General features: G+C 70.6%; 12 protein-coding genes. 2 read left to right on the forward strand and 10 right to left on the reverse strand.

Going from position 1 to position 15132, the window contains the following annotated elements:
- Positions 1–133: 133 nt before the first annotated feature.
- The gene (locus tag AC1HFW_RS14460) at positions 134–5440 is read right to left on the reverse strand and encodes a YadA-like family protein (RefSeq protein WP_479284028.1); all 5307 of its coding nucleotides are present in this window, start codon (positions 5438–5440) and stop codon (positions 134–136) included.
- 160 nt (positions 5441–5600) lie between these two features.
- Between AC1HFW_RS14460 and AC1HFW_RS14465 the strand changes: the two genes are divergently transcribed.
- Positions 5601–5834 (forward strand): hypothetical protein, encoded by a 234-nt coding sequence (locus AC1HFW_RS14465; RefSeq protein ID WP_479284029.1) that lies wholly within the window; start codon positions 5601–5603, stop codon positions 5832–5834.
- A 51-nt stretch (positions 5835–5885) separates the two neighbouring features.
- On the opposite strand, the gene AC1HFW_RS14470 is transcribed toward AC1HFW_RS14465, so the two are convergent.
- From AC1HFW_RS14470 to AC1HFW_RS14505, 8 genes are all read right to left on the reverse strand, one after another.
- Positions 5886–6230, reverse strand: a complete 345-nt coding sequence (locus tag AC1HFW_RS14470) for a helix-turn-helix domain-containing protein (protein ID WP_479284030.1) — start codon at positions 6228–6230, stop codon at positions 5886–5888.
- A 182-nt stretch (positions 6231–6412) separates the two neighbouring features.
- Entirely contained in the window at positions 6413–6955 is a 543-nt protein-coding gene (locus AC1HFW_RS14475) for a hypothetical protein (protein WP_479284031.1), read from the reverse strand.
- Positions 6956–7013: 58 nt separating this feature from the next.
- Positions 7014–9176 carry a TonB-dependent receptor gene (locus AC1HFW_RS14480; RefSeq protein WP_479284032.1) on the reverse strand — a complete coding sequence of 721 codons (2163 nt, stop codon included), beginning with the start codon at positions 9174–9176 and terminating at the stop codon, positions 7014–7016.
- A gap of 43 nt (positions 9177–9219) precedes the next feature.
- Positions 9220–9858 carry a hypothetical protein gene (locus AC1HFW_RS14485; protein WP_479284033.1) on the reverse strand — a complete coding sequence of 213 codons (639 nt, stop codon included), beginning with the start codon at positions 9856–9858 and terminating at the stop codon, positions 9220–9222.
- Entirely contained in the window at positions 9855–10460 is a 606-nt protein-coding gene (locus AC1HFW_RS14490; protein ID WP_479284035.1) for a hypothetical protein, read from the reverse strand. Before AC1HFW_RS14490 ends, AC1HFW_RS14485 begins: the two co-directional genes overlap by 4 nt.
- A 3-nt stretch (positions 10461–10463) precedes the next feature.
- A complete protein-coding gene (locus tag AC1HFW_RS14495; protein ID WP_479284037.1) occupies positions 10464–11201 on the reverse strand; it encodes an ABC transporter ATP-binding protein in 738 nt (245 codons plus the stop codon).
- Entirely contained in the window at positions 11194–12270 is a 1077-nt protein-coding gene (locus tag AC1HFW_RS14500; protein ID WP_479284039.1) for a FecCD family ABC transporter permease, read from the reverse strand. Before AC1HFW_RS14500 ends, AC1HFW_RS14495 begins: the two co-directional genes overlap by 8 nt.
- Entirely contained in the window at positions 12254–13324 is a 1071-nt protein-coding gene (locus AC1HFW_RS14505; protein ID WP_479284041.1) for an ABC transporter substrate-binding protein, read from the reverse strand. The genes AC1HFW_RS14500 and AC1HFW_RS14505 overlap by 17 nt, the downstream gene beginning before the upstream one ends.
- Positions 13325–13434: 110 nt before the next feature.
- Here AC1HFW_RS14505 and AC1HFW_RS14510 point away from each other — a divergent pair, with 110 nt between their 5' ends.
- Positions 13435–14133 carry a Crp/Fnr family transcriptional regulator gene (locus AC1HFW_RS14510; protein ID WP_061073949.1) on the forward strand — a complete coding sequence of 233 codons (699 nt, stop codon included), beginning with the start codon at positions 13435–13437 and terminating at the stop codon, positions 14131–14133.
- 78 nt (positions 14134–14211) lie between these two features.
- Here AC1HFW_RS14510 and AC1HFW_RS14515 read toward each other — a convergent pair whose 3' ends face one another.
- Positions 14212–14985 (reverse strand): alpha/beta fold hydrolase, encoded by a 774-nt coding sequence (locus AC1HFW_RS14515; protein WP_061073948.1) that lies wholly within the window; start codon positions 14983–14985, stop codon positions 14212–14214.
- Between the last annotated feature and the right edge of the window lie 147 nt (positions 14986–15132).

Below are 15132 nucleotides of genomic sequence, written 5' to 3' on the forward strand. Positions count from 1 at the left end.
TCGGGCGGCCACGGTCGTGGCGCCGGTCTAAACACCCGCGTAGCGCTATCCCGCGCGGGCCTGGGAATGACTGCACTGTATCGATGCGAGACGGCCGCCGAAATCGGAATGCTCCGAAATCCGCAAACCCGCCTCACCAGGCATAGGTCAGGCCCGCGGAGGCGCCGGTCTGGCCGCCCGCGGCGCCCGAGAGCGACAGCCTGTAGACCCAGGTGCCGCTGCGCGAGCGCGCCGACACCCCGACCGCGACGGCGGATTGGCCGCCATAGCTGGAGGCGCTCATGGCGACCATCGATTTGCCCGGCGTCGAGGTGGCGGGCAAGGCCGCCATTGCCATCGCCGACGCCACCCCGGCGCGGGTCTCGCGCCGCAGTTGGCCGATGCGGCTGTCGGTATGGCGGTTGGCCAATTGACGCGCCTGGTTCGCATCCTGGCGCGATAGCTGGATCGCCTGGCGCAGGTTGACCGCATCGGTGCCGTGCGTGGCCGCGGCGACATTGGTGACCTGGCGTTCGGCGCCTGACGCGCCCACCGACACCGTGTTGGCGCGCGTGGCCTGCGCGCCCTCGCCCAGCGCCACGCTGCCTGGCGCGCTCGCCGTGGCGTTGGCGCCAACGGCCGTGCTGCCCGCCGCTTGCGCCGCGGCATTGGCGCCCATCGCCGTGGCATTGGCGCCCGCGGCCCGCGCATCCGCGCCCACCGCCGCGCTGTTATCGCCCATGGCCTGCGCGCTGGCGCCCACCGCCACGCCGCGGCCGCCCGCCTTCACCTGCGCACGGTCGCTGCCATCGCCACGACTGTCGATCGCGATGCCCGCGGCTTGCGCATCGAGCTGGTCGATGCGTTCTGTCACGGCGTGCAACTGCCCGCCCGTGGCCGCGTCGGTGCTGCCCGCCGCGATGTCGCCATCGCGCAGGCCGGTCACCCGCCGCGCGCCATCCGTGCCCGACACATCCACCGTATCGCCGCCCCGGTCGGCCGCCAGCGTCACCCGGTTGCCCGACGGGTCATGCCGCGTCAGACCGACATTGCCGCTGTCCACCCGATCCGACAACGCCGTCAGCGTCACGCCCTGTTGGCCGGTCAGGGCCTCCAGATCGCCCACCGCCTGGCTGTTGGCCAGCAGGTCCTGGTTCACCCGGAACAACTGCGCCCCCACCACCGCCTCGGTGCTGGCCGCGCTGACCTCGCCTTCCTTCACCCCGGACAGCGTGCGCACGCCGTCCGTGCCCGCCAGCGTCACCCGCGTGCCGTCGGCCTGCCGCGCCACCGTGATGTCACGCGTTGCCGCGTCCTGCCGCACCAGGCCCAATTCACCCGCGTCCAGCTGGTCACGCACCTGTGCCACGTCGGCGCCGACCTTGTTGACGTTGTCGTTGACCGCCACCACGCTCGCATCCAGCTGTCTGACCGCGTCAGCCACATTGCCGGCGGCCGTGGCCGGCGCCTGCGCCCGCCCGTCCGGACCGATCGCGGTCACCGCGTACGCGGGCGCCTGCAAGGCGCCGTCCGCGCCGATCGCGGCGCCGCCGCCCAGCGCATCGGCCAGCGACTGGTTGGTGGCCGCCGCCGCTTGCGCGATGCGCCCGGCCACTGTTTCGCCCTCGCCGATGCCGACCAGTTTGGCATTGGCCGCATCGGCCGACCGTTGCGCGGCGGCTGACGCGCTTTGCGCGGTGTCGGCGGACTGCGCGGCCGCCGACGCCACGACCTGCGCGGCATCCGCGGTTTGCCGGGCCGTGCCCGCCACGTCCGCCGCCGCCGCGACGGTGCCCGCCACCGACGCCACCTGCCCCAGATTGATCGCATCCGAGGCGGCCACGCCCGCCGCCACCTGCACGATCCGGTTGGACGAGCCATCCTCGCGCGCCGCATTGAATGCCCCGCCAGCGGCGTCCCAGCGCAGGCCATCGTCGCGCAGGCCATCCAGGTCTTGCGTCAGCTTCGCGGCGTCGGCGCCCTGCGCCAGAACGCGCTCGTTGACCTTGATGACGTTGGCATCCAGCGCCGCCACCGCGTCGCCGACATTGGTCGCGGTCCGTGCCTGCGCCGGCGTACCGTCGGCGCCGAACTGACTGATCGCGTAGGCCGGCGCGCTCGCCTTGCCGTCCGCGCCCACCGTGGCGCCGCCGCCCAGGACGCCGGCCAGCGCCTGGCTCGCGGCCTGCCCCGCCGCAGCCACCGCGGCCTGGGCCGCCTGCGCGATACGCCCCGCCACCGTCTCGCCTTCGCCAATACCGGCCAGCCTGGCGCTGGCGTCATCGGCCGATACGCGCGCCGCCCCTGCCGCCTGTTCCGCCGCCACGGCAGCCCCGCTTGCGGCCGTGGCCGAATGCTGCGCCGCGCTGGCGAGATCGCGGGCTTGCGCCGACGCCTCTTGCGCGGAACCGGCGGCTTGCCCGGCGTCAATGGCCGCGCGCCGAGCCGTCTCGGCGCGCTGTTGCGCATCCGTTGCCCGTCCTTGCGCCGAGGCGGCCTCCTGCTGCGCCTGCCCGGCGGCGCCTTGCGCCGCCTGGGCGGCCTGCCATGTCCTGGCGACTTCGCCATCCGCCGCTTCGGCAGCCTGCCGGGCGCTGGCAGCCGTGTCCTGCGCCGCCATGGCCGCCTGCTGCGCCCGGTTCGCCCCATCCCGGGCCGTGTCCGCCACCGACTGGGCCGCGCCCGCCGCGACCGCCGCGGCATCCACGGATTGGGACACCGTGCTCAATTGGCCTTTGTTGACCGCGTCGGTGTCCGCCTGGCCATCGGCCACATTGATGATGCGGTTGGGCGACGCGCCGCCATGACTGGCGCTGAATGCCTGCGCACCCTGGTCCCACAACAGGCTGTCGTCGCGCAGCTCGGCCAGATCCTGCGTCAACGGGGCGAGCCTGGCATCCTGGGCCTGCACGCGCTCATTGACCTTGATGACGTTGGCATCCAGCGCCGCCACCGCGTCGCCGACATTGGTCGCGGTCCGTGCCTGCGCCGGCGTACCGTCGGCGCCGAACTGGCTGATCGCGTAGGCCGGCGCGCTGGCCTTGCCATCCGCGCCCACCGATGACCCTCCCCCCAAGGCATCGGCCAGCGCCTGCCCGGCGGCGCGCCCGGCGGCATCGGTGGCGGCCGTGGCCGCCTGCTCGATACGGCCGGCCACCGTCTCGCCGGCACCGATGCCGGCCAACTTGGCGTTGGCGTTATCGGCCGCCGACTGCGCCGCCGCGGCGGCGCCTTGCGCCGTGGTGGCGGCCTGCTGCGCGCCAGCGGCCGCGCCTTGCGCGGCGTCCGCCGTGCGCTGCGCCGCCGACGCCGCCGCGCCGGCCGCATCGGCCGCCTGGCGCGCATCCCCCGCCGCGCCTTGCGCCGCCGCGGCCGCTTGCGCCACGCCGTCGAGTTGGCCCTTGTTGACCGCGTCATTGGTGTTCACGCCCGCCGCCACGCCCGTCACCTGGCGATCCACCGCGGCTGTCTCCGGCTGGCCGTCCGCGCCCACCACCGGATTGCCATTGGCATCGCGTCGCGGCGCGCTACCGGCGAGATTCACGCTCGCGGCGCTGGAATCCTGACCCACCCGCAGTTGGCCATCGCTCTCGCGCACCAGGCTGCTGTCTTGCAACGCCGTGATCGCCTGGTCCAGCTGGCCCTTGTTGACCGCGTCCGTCGCCGCCTGGCCCGCCGCCAGGTTCGAGATCCGGCGCTGTTCATCGGGCACCGGCGTAGCCGTATAGACGCCACCCACCGGATCCCACATCAGCAACGCCTTCTTCACATCGTCGATACGACCCGCGACCGTTTCGTCCGGTCCCAGGCCCAGCAACGGCGATGCCACACGATCAGCCTTGTCCATCAACGCCATGCCCTGGTCGAACGTTTCTCCCAGCATCTCGTCCTGCTGATTGATCCCGCGGTCCAGCGCCGCGACTGCGCCAAGCACCGTGGCGGGCGGCTCCGCCGCGCCGCTCGCGCTGGCCGCCGGACCAGGCATGACGACGCGGTTTTGCGCGTCGACGGTGGCGCCGCCGCCAACGGCGCGCGCGAACGAAGCCGACGTCGCGGCCTGCTCCCCACGCGCGGCGGCCAGGCCGGCCGCGTTGCGGGCCATGGCGGCCTGCTGCGCCTGGTCGGTCGCGCCCAGGATATTGATCGCGTCATAGGCGGCGAACAACTGCGCTCCGTTCACCGCATCCGTGCTTTGCGCATGGACCGCGCCGGGCGCGACGTTGATGACCTGGCGATTCCGAATGACACTGCCGACACTGACGACCCCGTCCAGGTGCGTGGCGCTGAAGGCGGGAGAAACCCCGAGCAGCAGGACACCCTGCGGCGCGACCGCCGCCTGGGTTCGCGAGCCGCCGCCCAGGGCGATAGCCGCCCCGTCGGCGCCATAGGCGCTCATGCCGATCACGACACTGTCAACGGCGAGCGCTTCAGTGGCCCTGCCGAGCGCGATGGCATTGTCGGCGATGGTCTGCGCGAACCGGCCGACGCCGACGGCGTACTCCCCCCTGATGACCGAGCTGGCTCCCAATGCGCTCGCATGCGAGGAACTGACACTGCTGGCGACGCCAAGCACGGTGGAATAACTCGCGGAGGCCTGCGTATTGTTGCCGGCCGTCGTCGCGGCCTCGGCCCCCGTGGCCCGGGCCAGCATGCCCAGGCCAATGCCCCATTTCTGTGCCTGCGCGCCGTTCCCGATCGAAAGCCCCAGCGGATCGGCCGTGGTACTCCAATTGCCGATGCGCAGACCGGTCGTGTCATCGCCCAATTTGATGAGACCGCTGTTGACGGACAATTGCCCCCCCAGCGTCAACGACGTGGCGCCAACGCCGGTAACGTCGACCCGCGGCGAAAACAGGATGTAGCCATACTGATCGGCGCCGCTGACAGGGTTGCAGCGCGCCGCGTTATCCGTGAAGTTGACGTTCTCGCGCAGGTACACGTCGGTGCTGCCCCCCACGATATAGACCGACTGCGGATCATTGATGCTGACGCATGGGCCGCTGGCATTCGCGTTGATGTGAATGCCATTGGCCGCCTGCGCGGGCGCCGCGCCCATCAACGCCACCGCCATGGCGCCCAGCAAGGCCAGCCCCAGCCCCTTGCGGCGCTTCAACCCCAGCACCCGGCAGGCCAGTCGCAACATCGCTCGAACACGCTTGCCCAGCGACGGGGAAAAGGCCTGCGCCATCATGCCTGCGCCAAACCGAGGCGCAGCGGTGCCGTGGGTGGGAACGCCAAGACTGGCGGCCGCAAAGGGTTGGGTCTTCACAATACGCTCACTTGCTGATTCATGGTCAGCGGCCACTGCTGCGACGGCCTGCCTGGATATCCGCGTGACGATGCCCGGCGCGGGTCTGGATGTTGCGCGCCGGAACCTGGCTAATGCATGTGGGCGGCGGCTGAACGCGATGTCTGTCGAGGGCCATCGAACCGGCCGGCAACCCCGATCCGGGGCGCGCATCGCACGAAGAAACATCATGGACCGCACTGTATCGGCAGCGACTTCATGCCGAAATCGGAATGCTCCTAAATCTGAAAACGCGCGTTGGCGATTGCGTCAGGGCACGATCAGCGCGACCAGGGAGAGCGAAACCCGGGTCGCGAAATGAAAACGCCGCGGCATGGCCGCGGCGCAGAATGAAGGCGAAGGGAAACTAGAGCAGCAGCAAGGCACCGCCACTGGACGCCACGGCCCCCAGGCCTGCCAGCGCATACGTGTCGCGACGCTCGCAACCGGCCCGATGCGTGCCATAGACGGCGTGCAGGCAAACAGCCCCGAGAATGGCCAGGGCGATTCCAATACCGAACATGTGAGCTTCCTTGAATGCGCCGTCGAGAGAATGGCCCGCGGCTGAGCCGTAGTCTGTAGACCGACCGCGGGGCAAACGGTTCCCTGCCCGCCGCCCTCAATCCAGCAGCAGCTTTTCCACCGCCGGCAGCAGCCACGGCCCCAGGTCGACGGTGCCGTCCTCGATCAACTCATAGGTCGAGGGATGGACGTCGAGGCGGCGCGCCATGTGCGCCTTGGAATACCCCCGCCAGTGACGCCAGGCGCGCAGGCTGGTCCAGCCATGCGTGCGCATCAGCGCCAGCACCACCGTGGAACGCAACGGCTCGCTGGACCTTGCCAGCAGCCACATCGACAACAATGCCGAGGTATTCAGCCCTTCGGCCAGGGTCAGCGCGACCGCCGGTGGCGGCGCGGTGCCTGGCTCGTCAGGGGAACTGCGTAATTCGGGAGCACCATTCATCGCGGTGGCAATCGAACAGGCCGAAGAACGAGGCCCCGCCGGAATTGGGCGGAAAGCGCCACCGCGGCGACCGTTCCGCGCGCGCGCCAAGCCAGGAAACTTGCTTGGCGCCACTGTATCGAGGCATGGCGGGGCCGGAAATCGGATTGCTCCTAAATCACCGGCGGCTTGCCCGCCGCCCCTCAGTGTGCGGTCATTTGGTCGCGAAACACGAACAAGGCCTCCGGGGCCTGTCCCAGCACCCGTTCGGCGATACGCGCCCGCAGCCGCGCATGCTCACGCTGGGCTTGCGGCGCCGGATCGCCCAGCAAGGCGAAGAACTCCGGCGGCAGCACGCCTTCGCGCAGTACCGCCTGCACCCGCCGCTGACCGCGCGTCAGCCAGAAACTGTATGACTTGTCCGCCGCCCGACTGTAGCGCGCCTCGGGCAGCGACAGATCCACTTGGTAACAGCCGCGGGTCACGGCGCGTGTCGCAAATTCAAACGCATCGCGCACGCCGGGTCCAGGGTGGCCGCTGACCACGCTCAATTCACCGCGCGGAATCGGCGCATCGTCCGCCTCCAGCCGCGCCAGCGCGCCGCGCAGCCCCTGGAAGATCAGCGCCAGCATGGCGAGCGCGCCGTGGCCGTGGTAGGCCATGACGGCCTCGAACGGAATCAGAATGGGGCCGTGTTCGCCTTGCACGCGCAGTTCGCTGCCGGCAGGAATGGTCGGGATGGTCATGAAGGTCTCCATAAAAGAATGGCCGGCCGCGACGCGCGGCCGGCCGACAAGATGGCTGTCAGAAACGCGTGCGCAGCGTCAGGCTGAAGCTGCGTCCCGGTTCCAACAGCGGATTCAGGTCGGTCATGGCATAGGCCACGTTGGACGAGGTGGCGGCGGTGCGATACGCCCGGTCGAACAGGTTGTTCACGCCCAGCACCAACTGGGTATTGCCCAGCTGCGGCAGGCCCAGGCGGTCCAGTTGCAGCTGCGCATACAGGTTGACCACGCCATAGCCCGCGGCCGGGTACTCGGTGCGCGCGTCGTAGCGGCTCTGGCCCTTGGCCCATTGCAGCTCGCCGCTCAGCGCATAGGCCTCGTTGGCGCCCACGTACTGCAGGCCCACGATGCCGCTGAGCGGCGCGATGGACGCCAGCGGCCGGTCGGTGTTGCGGTTGGTGGCATGCAGGTAGCTGGCGTTGCCGTACAGGTTGACGGTGCGCGTCAGCTGCCAGCGCCAGTCGGTCTCCACCCCCTGGATGCGCACCTTGCCGACGTTGCGGCGCTGGGTTGCGGGCAGGCCCAGGTAGGTCGTGGTGGCGTTCTCCAGGAAGTCGCGGTAGTCGCTGCGGAAGGCGGTCAGGCCGACGGTGGCGGTGTCGAAGTGCAGGCGGGTGCCGGCCTCAATGGTGCTGCCGCGCTCGGGCTTCAGCTCGGGGTTGGGAATGGTGTAGCTGGTGCCGGTATAGCCGGCGCTGAACATCTCGGACGTCCAGGGCATGCGGAACGAGGTGCCCACGCTGCCCAGCAGCTCGACCACGTCGGTGGCGCGATACGACAGCCCCAGGCTGCCGGTGGTGGCGGTCTGCTTGCTGTCCTGCGCGGCGCGGAAGGCCGGCAGCAGGTTGGGCGATGGCAGCACATCCAGGCCCACGTCCGAGCGGAACCAGTCGAAGCGGCCGCCGGCGGTCACCGTCCACTTGGGCGCCGGCTTCCATTCCGTCGTCACGAACGCGCCGACGTTGGTCTGGTACTGGTTGGGGCCGGTCTTGGCATAGGGCGTGCTGGTGGTGGTCGAGGTGCCGTTGGGCCGGTACACGGTGATGTCGCTGCGGCTTTCCGATCCCGGACGGCGTTCGTGCATGAAGTCCAGGCCGAAGGTGGTGATGGTCTGGGCCCACGGCACCGTCGCGGCCACGCTGCCGCCATAGACCACCGGGCCGACCACGTGGCTGCGGGTCTCGACCAGGCGCGCCGGGTTGGTCTGGTTGCGCGCCGACATCCAGGTATCGAATTCGTTGACGTAGACGCTGGCTTTGAGCGCGCTGATGGCGCCGTCGAATTCGCCGCTGTAGGCCAGCCGGGCCTGCTTGACGCGATTGGGATCGCGGCGGCTGCTGGCGGCGGGATACGGCGGCACGGTGCCGGCGGCGCCATCCTTGACATAGGCCACGCGCGCGCTGGCCTCGATGCGCTGGCGGGCGTCGGGCATGTAGCCCAGCACGATGCCGCCGCCGGCGCCGCGATAGTCGCTGTTGGGCACCTCGCCCGTGGCGCTGTCGTAGTTGCTGGCGCGGCGGCCGGTGGCATAGACGCGCAGGTCAAAACCGTCGCCCGCGCCTTCTACCGCCACGTTGCTCTGCACGCCGTGGCCGTTGCTGCGATAGGTGACCGAGGCCTCGCCGCCGTTCAGGCTGAACGGCTGATCCAGGTTGCCATGACCGCGCTTGGTGACGAAGTTGATCAGGCCGCCCAGGCCGTCGCTGCCGAAGCGCGATGAATTCGGGCCGCGCACCACCTCGACCTGTTCGATCTCGGTCGGGCTGATCAGCATGAACTGCAGCGTGTTGCGGCCGCGGAAGCGGTCGCCGTCGATGAACATCGGCACCCGCATGTCGTTGGTGTTCAGGCCGCGCAGGAAGATCGTGCCGGCGATGCCGCCGCTGCGGCTGACGGTGGCGTTGGGCACGCGGCCCAACAGGTCGAGCGTGCTGTCGGTGTTGAGACGATCGATGTCCTGGCGCTCGATCACGGTGACCGGCTGCGTCACCGCGTGGTCGATGGTGGCGGGCGCGGGCGTGGCGCCCAGCGGCTGCAGGCGGCCGTCGTCGGCCGGACGTTCCGCGCTGACCTGGATGGCCGGCAGTTGCGGCGCCTCGGCGGCGGCCGCCGGCGCGCTGATGGCCGCGGCGCTCAGCAGACCGGCGCGGGCAAGGGGCGAAAGTGGGAAAGGACGTGACATACGAGAACGCGATAGAAAGGACCAGGGGTCGGGCGAAGCCGCATCAGGCGGCGGGAGTCGAAGCTTTCAGCCAGGGCAGGAAGCCACGCAGGAAACGGGACGCGGCGGGCATGAAATAGCTGCCGTGGTGGTACATCGGATCCAGCGAGGTCACAATCAGGCGCCCCGGCGTGCTATGGCGGTCCTCGTACAGCACCGAACCCGCGCCGGCCTTGTCGATCAACGACCGCGCGCCGGGCGGCGGCGTGAAGGTGCCGTGCTGGTGCCAGGTGGCGTCAGCCAGCGTCAGGTGGGAAAACAGCGAGTGCGCGGGGTGCGCCAGCCGCAGGCCCGAATCGGCGCCCGGCGTCTTCCACCACCAGAAATTCACTTCGCAATCGGTCCAGCGCACGCCGTCCAGCCACCGGTGCGCGCCGGTCTCGCCCATCGCCACCAGCGTCTTGCCCGCCGCCAGGAAGCGGGCGAAGCGTTCCCGGTGCGGCACGAGCAGGTCCGGATTGGTGCGGCACGACACGATCAGGGCATCGCAGCCCGCCAGGGCGGCGTCATCCAGCTCCGGCAGGTAAAGGTGGCGGTCGAGATATGGCATCAGTTCCGGCGTGTGGAAGGTGCGGTGGTGGTAATACGTGCCGGCGTCCAGCGCCGCGATCACAGGCGTGCGCGCAGTCATGGCGGATGTCATGCCGCGTCTCCCCACAGCCAGTCGAACAGCTGCGGCACGATGCGCCCGGCGCTGTCGGCGCTGCCTGCGTACATCCACAGGTCGTTGCCGCTGTGCGTCAGCAGGCGGCCGCCGCCAGGCAGCGCCAGCACCCAATCCACCGCCAGCGCCTGCGGACCCAGGGTGTTCAGCACCCGCGCCCCATCGGGCGGCGGATTGCCGCCGCGGGCGTAGAAGCCGGCCACGCCGCGCCGGAAGGTCAGGTGTTCCGGGTCCACGCCCTCGAACACCGGATGCGCGGCGGCGCGATGCACCCGCAGGCCGTCCAGGCCGCGCGCGGCGCCCGGCACGAACGGCCGCAGCCAGCGCAGGAACGGATAGGCGACGTGGCCGTTGAACACCATGGCGCCGCCGGCCAGCAGGTAGGCTTCCAGCCGCCCCTGCTGCCCCAGCAGGTAACGCTGGTCGACGTTGGCGGGCACCAGCAAGGCGCGCACGCGCGCCAGGTCGAGCCGGTCCAGCGCGTAAAGCGGTTCGGCCACGGCGCGCGGCCGCTCGCCGCCGGTGAGCGCGGCGGGGCCGTTGCCGCTCCAGTGGTTCAGGTAGACGATGGAGGTCATCATGGATCAACGGAAAAGAGGAATCACGCCGCGCACCTCGCCGGCCTCGCCGCTCAGCGACGCCACCCGCACCGGCATGCGGTACAGGCGGCTCAGGCGTTCGTCGGTGCACATGCGGTCGGTGGGGCCGACTTCGCAGGCGTCGTCATGCATCAGCAGCGTCTGGTCGGCGATGTGCTGCGCGTGTTGCGGCTGGTGGGTCGAGAACACCACCGCCAGGCCCTGCTCGCGCGCCAGCCGGCGCAGCAGCGACAGGATGATGTCCTGGTTGCGCAGGTCCAGCGCCGCGCCCGGTTCGTCGAGCACGATGAGGGAACTGGCGCTGGCCATGGCCCGCGCGATGCACACCAGTTGCTGCTGGCCGCCGCTCAAGGCCTGGAACGGCCGCTCGGCCAAAGACTCCAGCCCCACGGCCCGCAGGCAGTCGCGGGCGATCTGGCGATCGCGCGGGCCGGGCGACGCATACCAACGCAAGTGGCGGGCGCGGCCCATCGTCACCATCGCCAGCACGTCGTAGGCGAACAGCGCGTCGGTGCGCTGCGGCACATAGGCCGCATGGCCCTGCAGCCGCACCGTGCCGGCGGCCGGTGCCCGCAGGCCCAGCAGGGTCTTGAGCAGCGAGGTCTTGCCGCGGCCGTTCGGCCCCAGCACCGCCAGGATCAGTCCGGCCCGCAGCTGCAGCGACAGGTCCGACAGCAGGCGGCGGCCGCCGGCCTGCACCGCCAGGCGATCGAGTTCAAGCATGGTGCGCTCCCCCGCCCTGCGTGCGGCGCAACAGCCAGGCGAACAGCGGCGCGCCGATCAGCGCGGTGATCACGCCGAGCGGAATCTCGGCGCTGGTGGCGCTGCGCGCCACCGTGTCGACCCACACCATGTAGGTGCCGCCGATGAGCGCGCTGGCCGGCAGCAGCGCGCGATGGTCGGGGCCGACCAGCATGCGCGCGATGTGCGGCACCACCAGCCCGACCCAGCCGACCGTGCCCGACACCGCCACGCTGGCCGACACCACCAGCGTGGCGCAGCCCAGCAGCAGCCAGCGCAGCGGCTCGACCGCGATGCCCATGGCGCTGGCCTGTTCGTCGCCCAGCGACAGCACGTTGATGCGAAAGCGCAGCGCATACAGCAGGCCCATGCCCGCCACGATCGGCAGCGCGGCCGCGGCCAGCTTGACGTAGGACGCCGTGGCGAAGCTGCCCATCAGCCAGAACACGATCGCCGGCAGGCTGTCGTTGGGATCCGCGAAGTACGTGGCCAGCGAGATCAGCGCCGAAAAGAAGGCGCTGGTGACCACGCCCGCCAGCACCAGCATCAGGATGGTGGTGCGCCCCTGCGAGCGCCCCAGCAGATAGACGATGGCCACCGCCAGCAGCCCGCCGGCGAAGGCCAGCCCCAGCGTCGCCCAGAGCGACGAGAACAGCAGGATCGCCGCGCAGCCGCCAAACGCCGCGCCGGACGAGATGCCGAGGATCTGCGGCCCCACCAGCGGATTGCGGAACGCGCCCTGCAGCGCCGCGCCGCACAGCGCCAGGCTGGAGCCGGCCAGCACCGACAGCAGCACGCGCGGCAGCCGCACCTGCAGCACCACGCGCTGCTCGGCCCCGCTGACGGCCGGCAGCCAGCCGGCCAGGCCATCGGGCAGCGCCAGCCCCGCCAGCACGCTGGACACATGCGCCAGCGGCAAGTGATAGCGCCCCACGCACAACGCCGCCAGCATCGACGCCGGCAACGCCAGCGCCATCAGCAGCCACGGCCAGGCCAGGCGGCGGCGCGCCACGCCCGCCTCGAGCGGCACGGATTCAGCGCAGGCGGTCATAGCCGGTCGCTCCCTGGTTCTGCCGCGCGTGCAGCACGGTGTCGATATCCGCCGCGTCGGGCGTCTGACCGTAAAGCCGCGTGTAGGCCTGCGCGATGTGTTCGCGCAGCGGCCAGTCGAAGCGGTCCGGGTGCAGCAGCTGGCTCAGCCATTGCCAGTACAGCGGCGATTCCTGGCTGGGGGGATCCCACAGATAGCCCCCGGCCGGGATCTTGTAGACGCGGTGGTTGCGCACCGCCGGGATGTCGGCGAACAACGGATCCTGGTACAGCATGGCCGGCGTCAGCCCCGGCTCGAAGTTGTTCAGCAGGATCACGTCCGGCGCCCACGCCATGAGCTGTTCGATGTTGATGGTCTGCCCGCTGCCGATCGCCGCCGCCACGTTGCGGCCGCCCGCCAGGCGGATGTCATCGTCGAAGCTGGTGCCGGCGCCCGAGGCGCGCAGCTGCGGCGCGTAGCGCGCCAGGTACAGCACGCCCGGACGCTGGTCCGGCCGCAGGCCGTGGGTCACCTTGGCGATGTCCGCGCGCACCTGGTCGCGCCACGCCAGTTGCGCCGAGGCGCGCGCCTCCTGCCCCAGCGACAGGCCCATCAACCGGATCCATTCACGGGTGCGCGCCTCGTTGCCATAGAGCAGCGCCGCCACCGGCAGGCCGGCATTGCGCAGCGGCGCGATCAGGTCGTCGCCCATGTGCCCCCACTGCCACACCAGGTCCGGCTGGATCCGCAGCAGCGTTTCGACGTTGGGCGCGAAGCCGGACCGCGTGATGTCGGTCCGAACGGCGGCGAGCGCAGGGAAGATGCGGGCCAGCAGGCCGTCCTTCATCAGTTCATGGGCATTGGGGTGCATCCCGGCCAGGTGCTGCGCGCCGCCATCCAGCGAGATCAGCAGCGAGCCGGCGGGCATCGGCAGCGTGACCACGCGGCTCGCGGGCGCGGCCAGCGGCACCGGGTTGCCCAGCATGTCGGTAAAGGCGACGGGCGCCGCCAGGACGGCAGGCGGCAACAGGACCAGCGCCGCGATCGCGGCACTGCACAGGAATCGGATAGCCATGGGGAATGAGGGTCTACGGGCGCCGGCCGGCCTGGCCGGACGACGCGGTGGTACCATTACAAATAAGAATCAATCTTATTTAATTCTAAGCGGCGGGGCCGCTCCCTCAAATGACTATTGTCAATTCGTCAAAGTCCCTCCTGACGGCGGCGCTGCGCCGCCATCCGTGGTTCGACGGCGTCGGCGACGCGGCGTTGGAGGCCTTGGCCGGACGCAGCCGCTGGCTGCGGTTCGAGGCCGGCGACACGCTGTTTTCGGAAGGCCAGGCCGCGACCTCGTGCCTGCTGGTGTGCGAGGGATCGGTGCAGGGCCTGCGCTACACCGCCGACGGCGGCGACAAGGTCTTCGGCCACGTCGGGCCGGGCGGCTGGCTGTCGGCGCTGACGCTGTTCGAGACCACGCCGCGCCACCTGCACAGCGTGCGCGCCCGCACCGCGGGCACGGGCTGCCTGCTGCAGGCCGATGCCTTCCGCCAGCTGTGCCTGGATGACGCCCGCTTCGCCTGCCGCGTCATGGCGCACGGCGCCAACCTGGTGCGCCACCATACCGACCAGATCGACTGGCTGACCTCCAGCTCGGCCGAGGAACGGCTGGCCGAATACGTGCTGCGCGCCGGCAAGCCCCAGGCCGACCAGCCGCTGGCGCTGCCCCTGAGTCATTCGCAGATCGCGGTCAAGCTCGGCATGCGCGCCGAAACGCTCAGCCGCATCTTCTCCAAGTGGCGCCGCGAAGGCATCATCGCCAGCCGCCGCGGCACGCTGTACGTGCTGCGGCTCGCGCCGCTGGAACAACTGGCCTCCGGATGCTGAAACGCCGCGCGTCCCGACGGACGCGCGGCGTTCATGGATGCCTGCCCGATGTCAGCTCACCGGGCTGTCACGAACGTCTCACTTCACGCTCGCCACCGCGTCCAGGATCACCCGCGCCACCGCTTCCGGCTGCGATTGCTGCGGCACGTGGCTGGTCTGCAGGTCGGTGACCTTGGCGCCGATGCGCTTGGCCATCTGGTGCTGCAGCGCCGGCAGGATCATGCGGTCATGGTTGCTGACCACGAACCACGACGGCTTGGTCTTCCACGCCGCGGTCGACACCGGCTCGCCGAAGGCGCTGGCCTTGATCGGGCCTTGCGTGGCCGCCATCACCTTGGCCTGCGCGGCCGGCACGTCCTGCGCGAAGTCGCGCGCCAGGCCCTGGGGCGACAGGCTCAACCAGCCGTGGCTGTCGGCGCCGATGCTGTCCGAACCCGGCGCCTTGGGGGTGCCTTCGGTCAGCGTCGCCACCGACTGGCCGGCGTCGGGCGCGAACGCGGCCACGTAGACCAGGCTGGCGACCTTGGGATGGTTGCCGGCCTCGGTGATCACCGTGCCGCCCCACGAGTGGCCGACCAGCACCACCTTGCCGGGCTGGTTGTCGATGGCGCGGTTGGCGGCGGCGACGTCGCCGGCCAGCGATTCCAGCGGGTTCTGCACCGCCTGCACCTGCACGCCCTTGGCCTGCAGCAGGGCGACCACCTTGGCCCAGTCCGAGCCGTCGGCAAAGGCGCCGTGCACGATCACGACGGAGGGGCGTGCCGAATCGGGTCCGGCGGCCAGGGCTTGCGAGGCGGGCACCGCGAACAGGCCGGCGACCAGGAGGGAGGCTGCGATAATATGGCGCTTCATGGAGATTCCTTTTTCGGGATCAAACGCCGACGTGGCGCTTGGTTGACGCCAGTGTCGTTTTCCCGCCGGTCGCGCGGTATCGGATGATTGACCGATGCGCCGGTCCCCGCCCTCGCGCCCCTCCGCTTTTGCCACCACCCCCATTTA

The organism is Achromobacter sp. ISS7 (genome assembly GCF_056523125.1).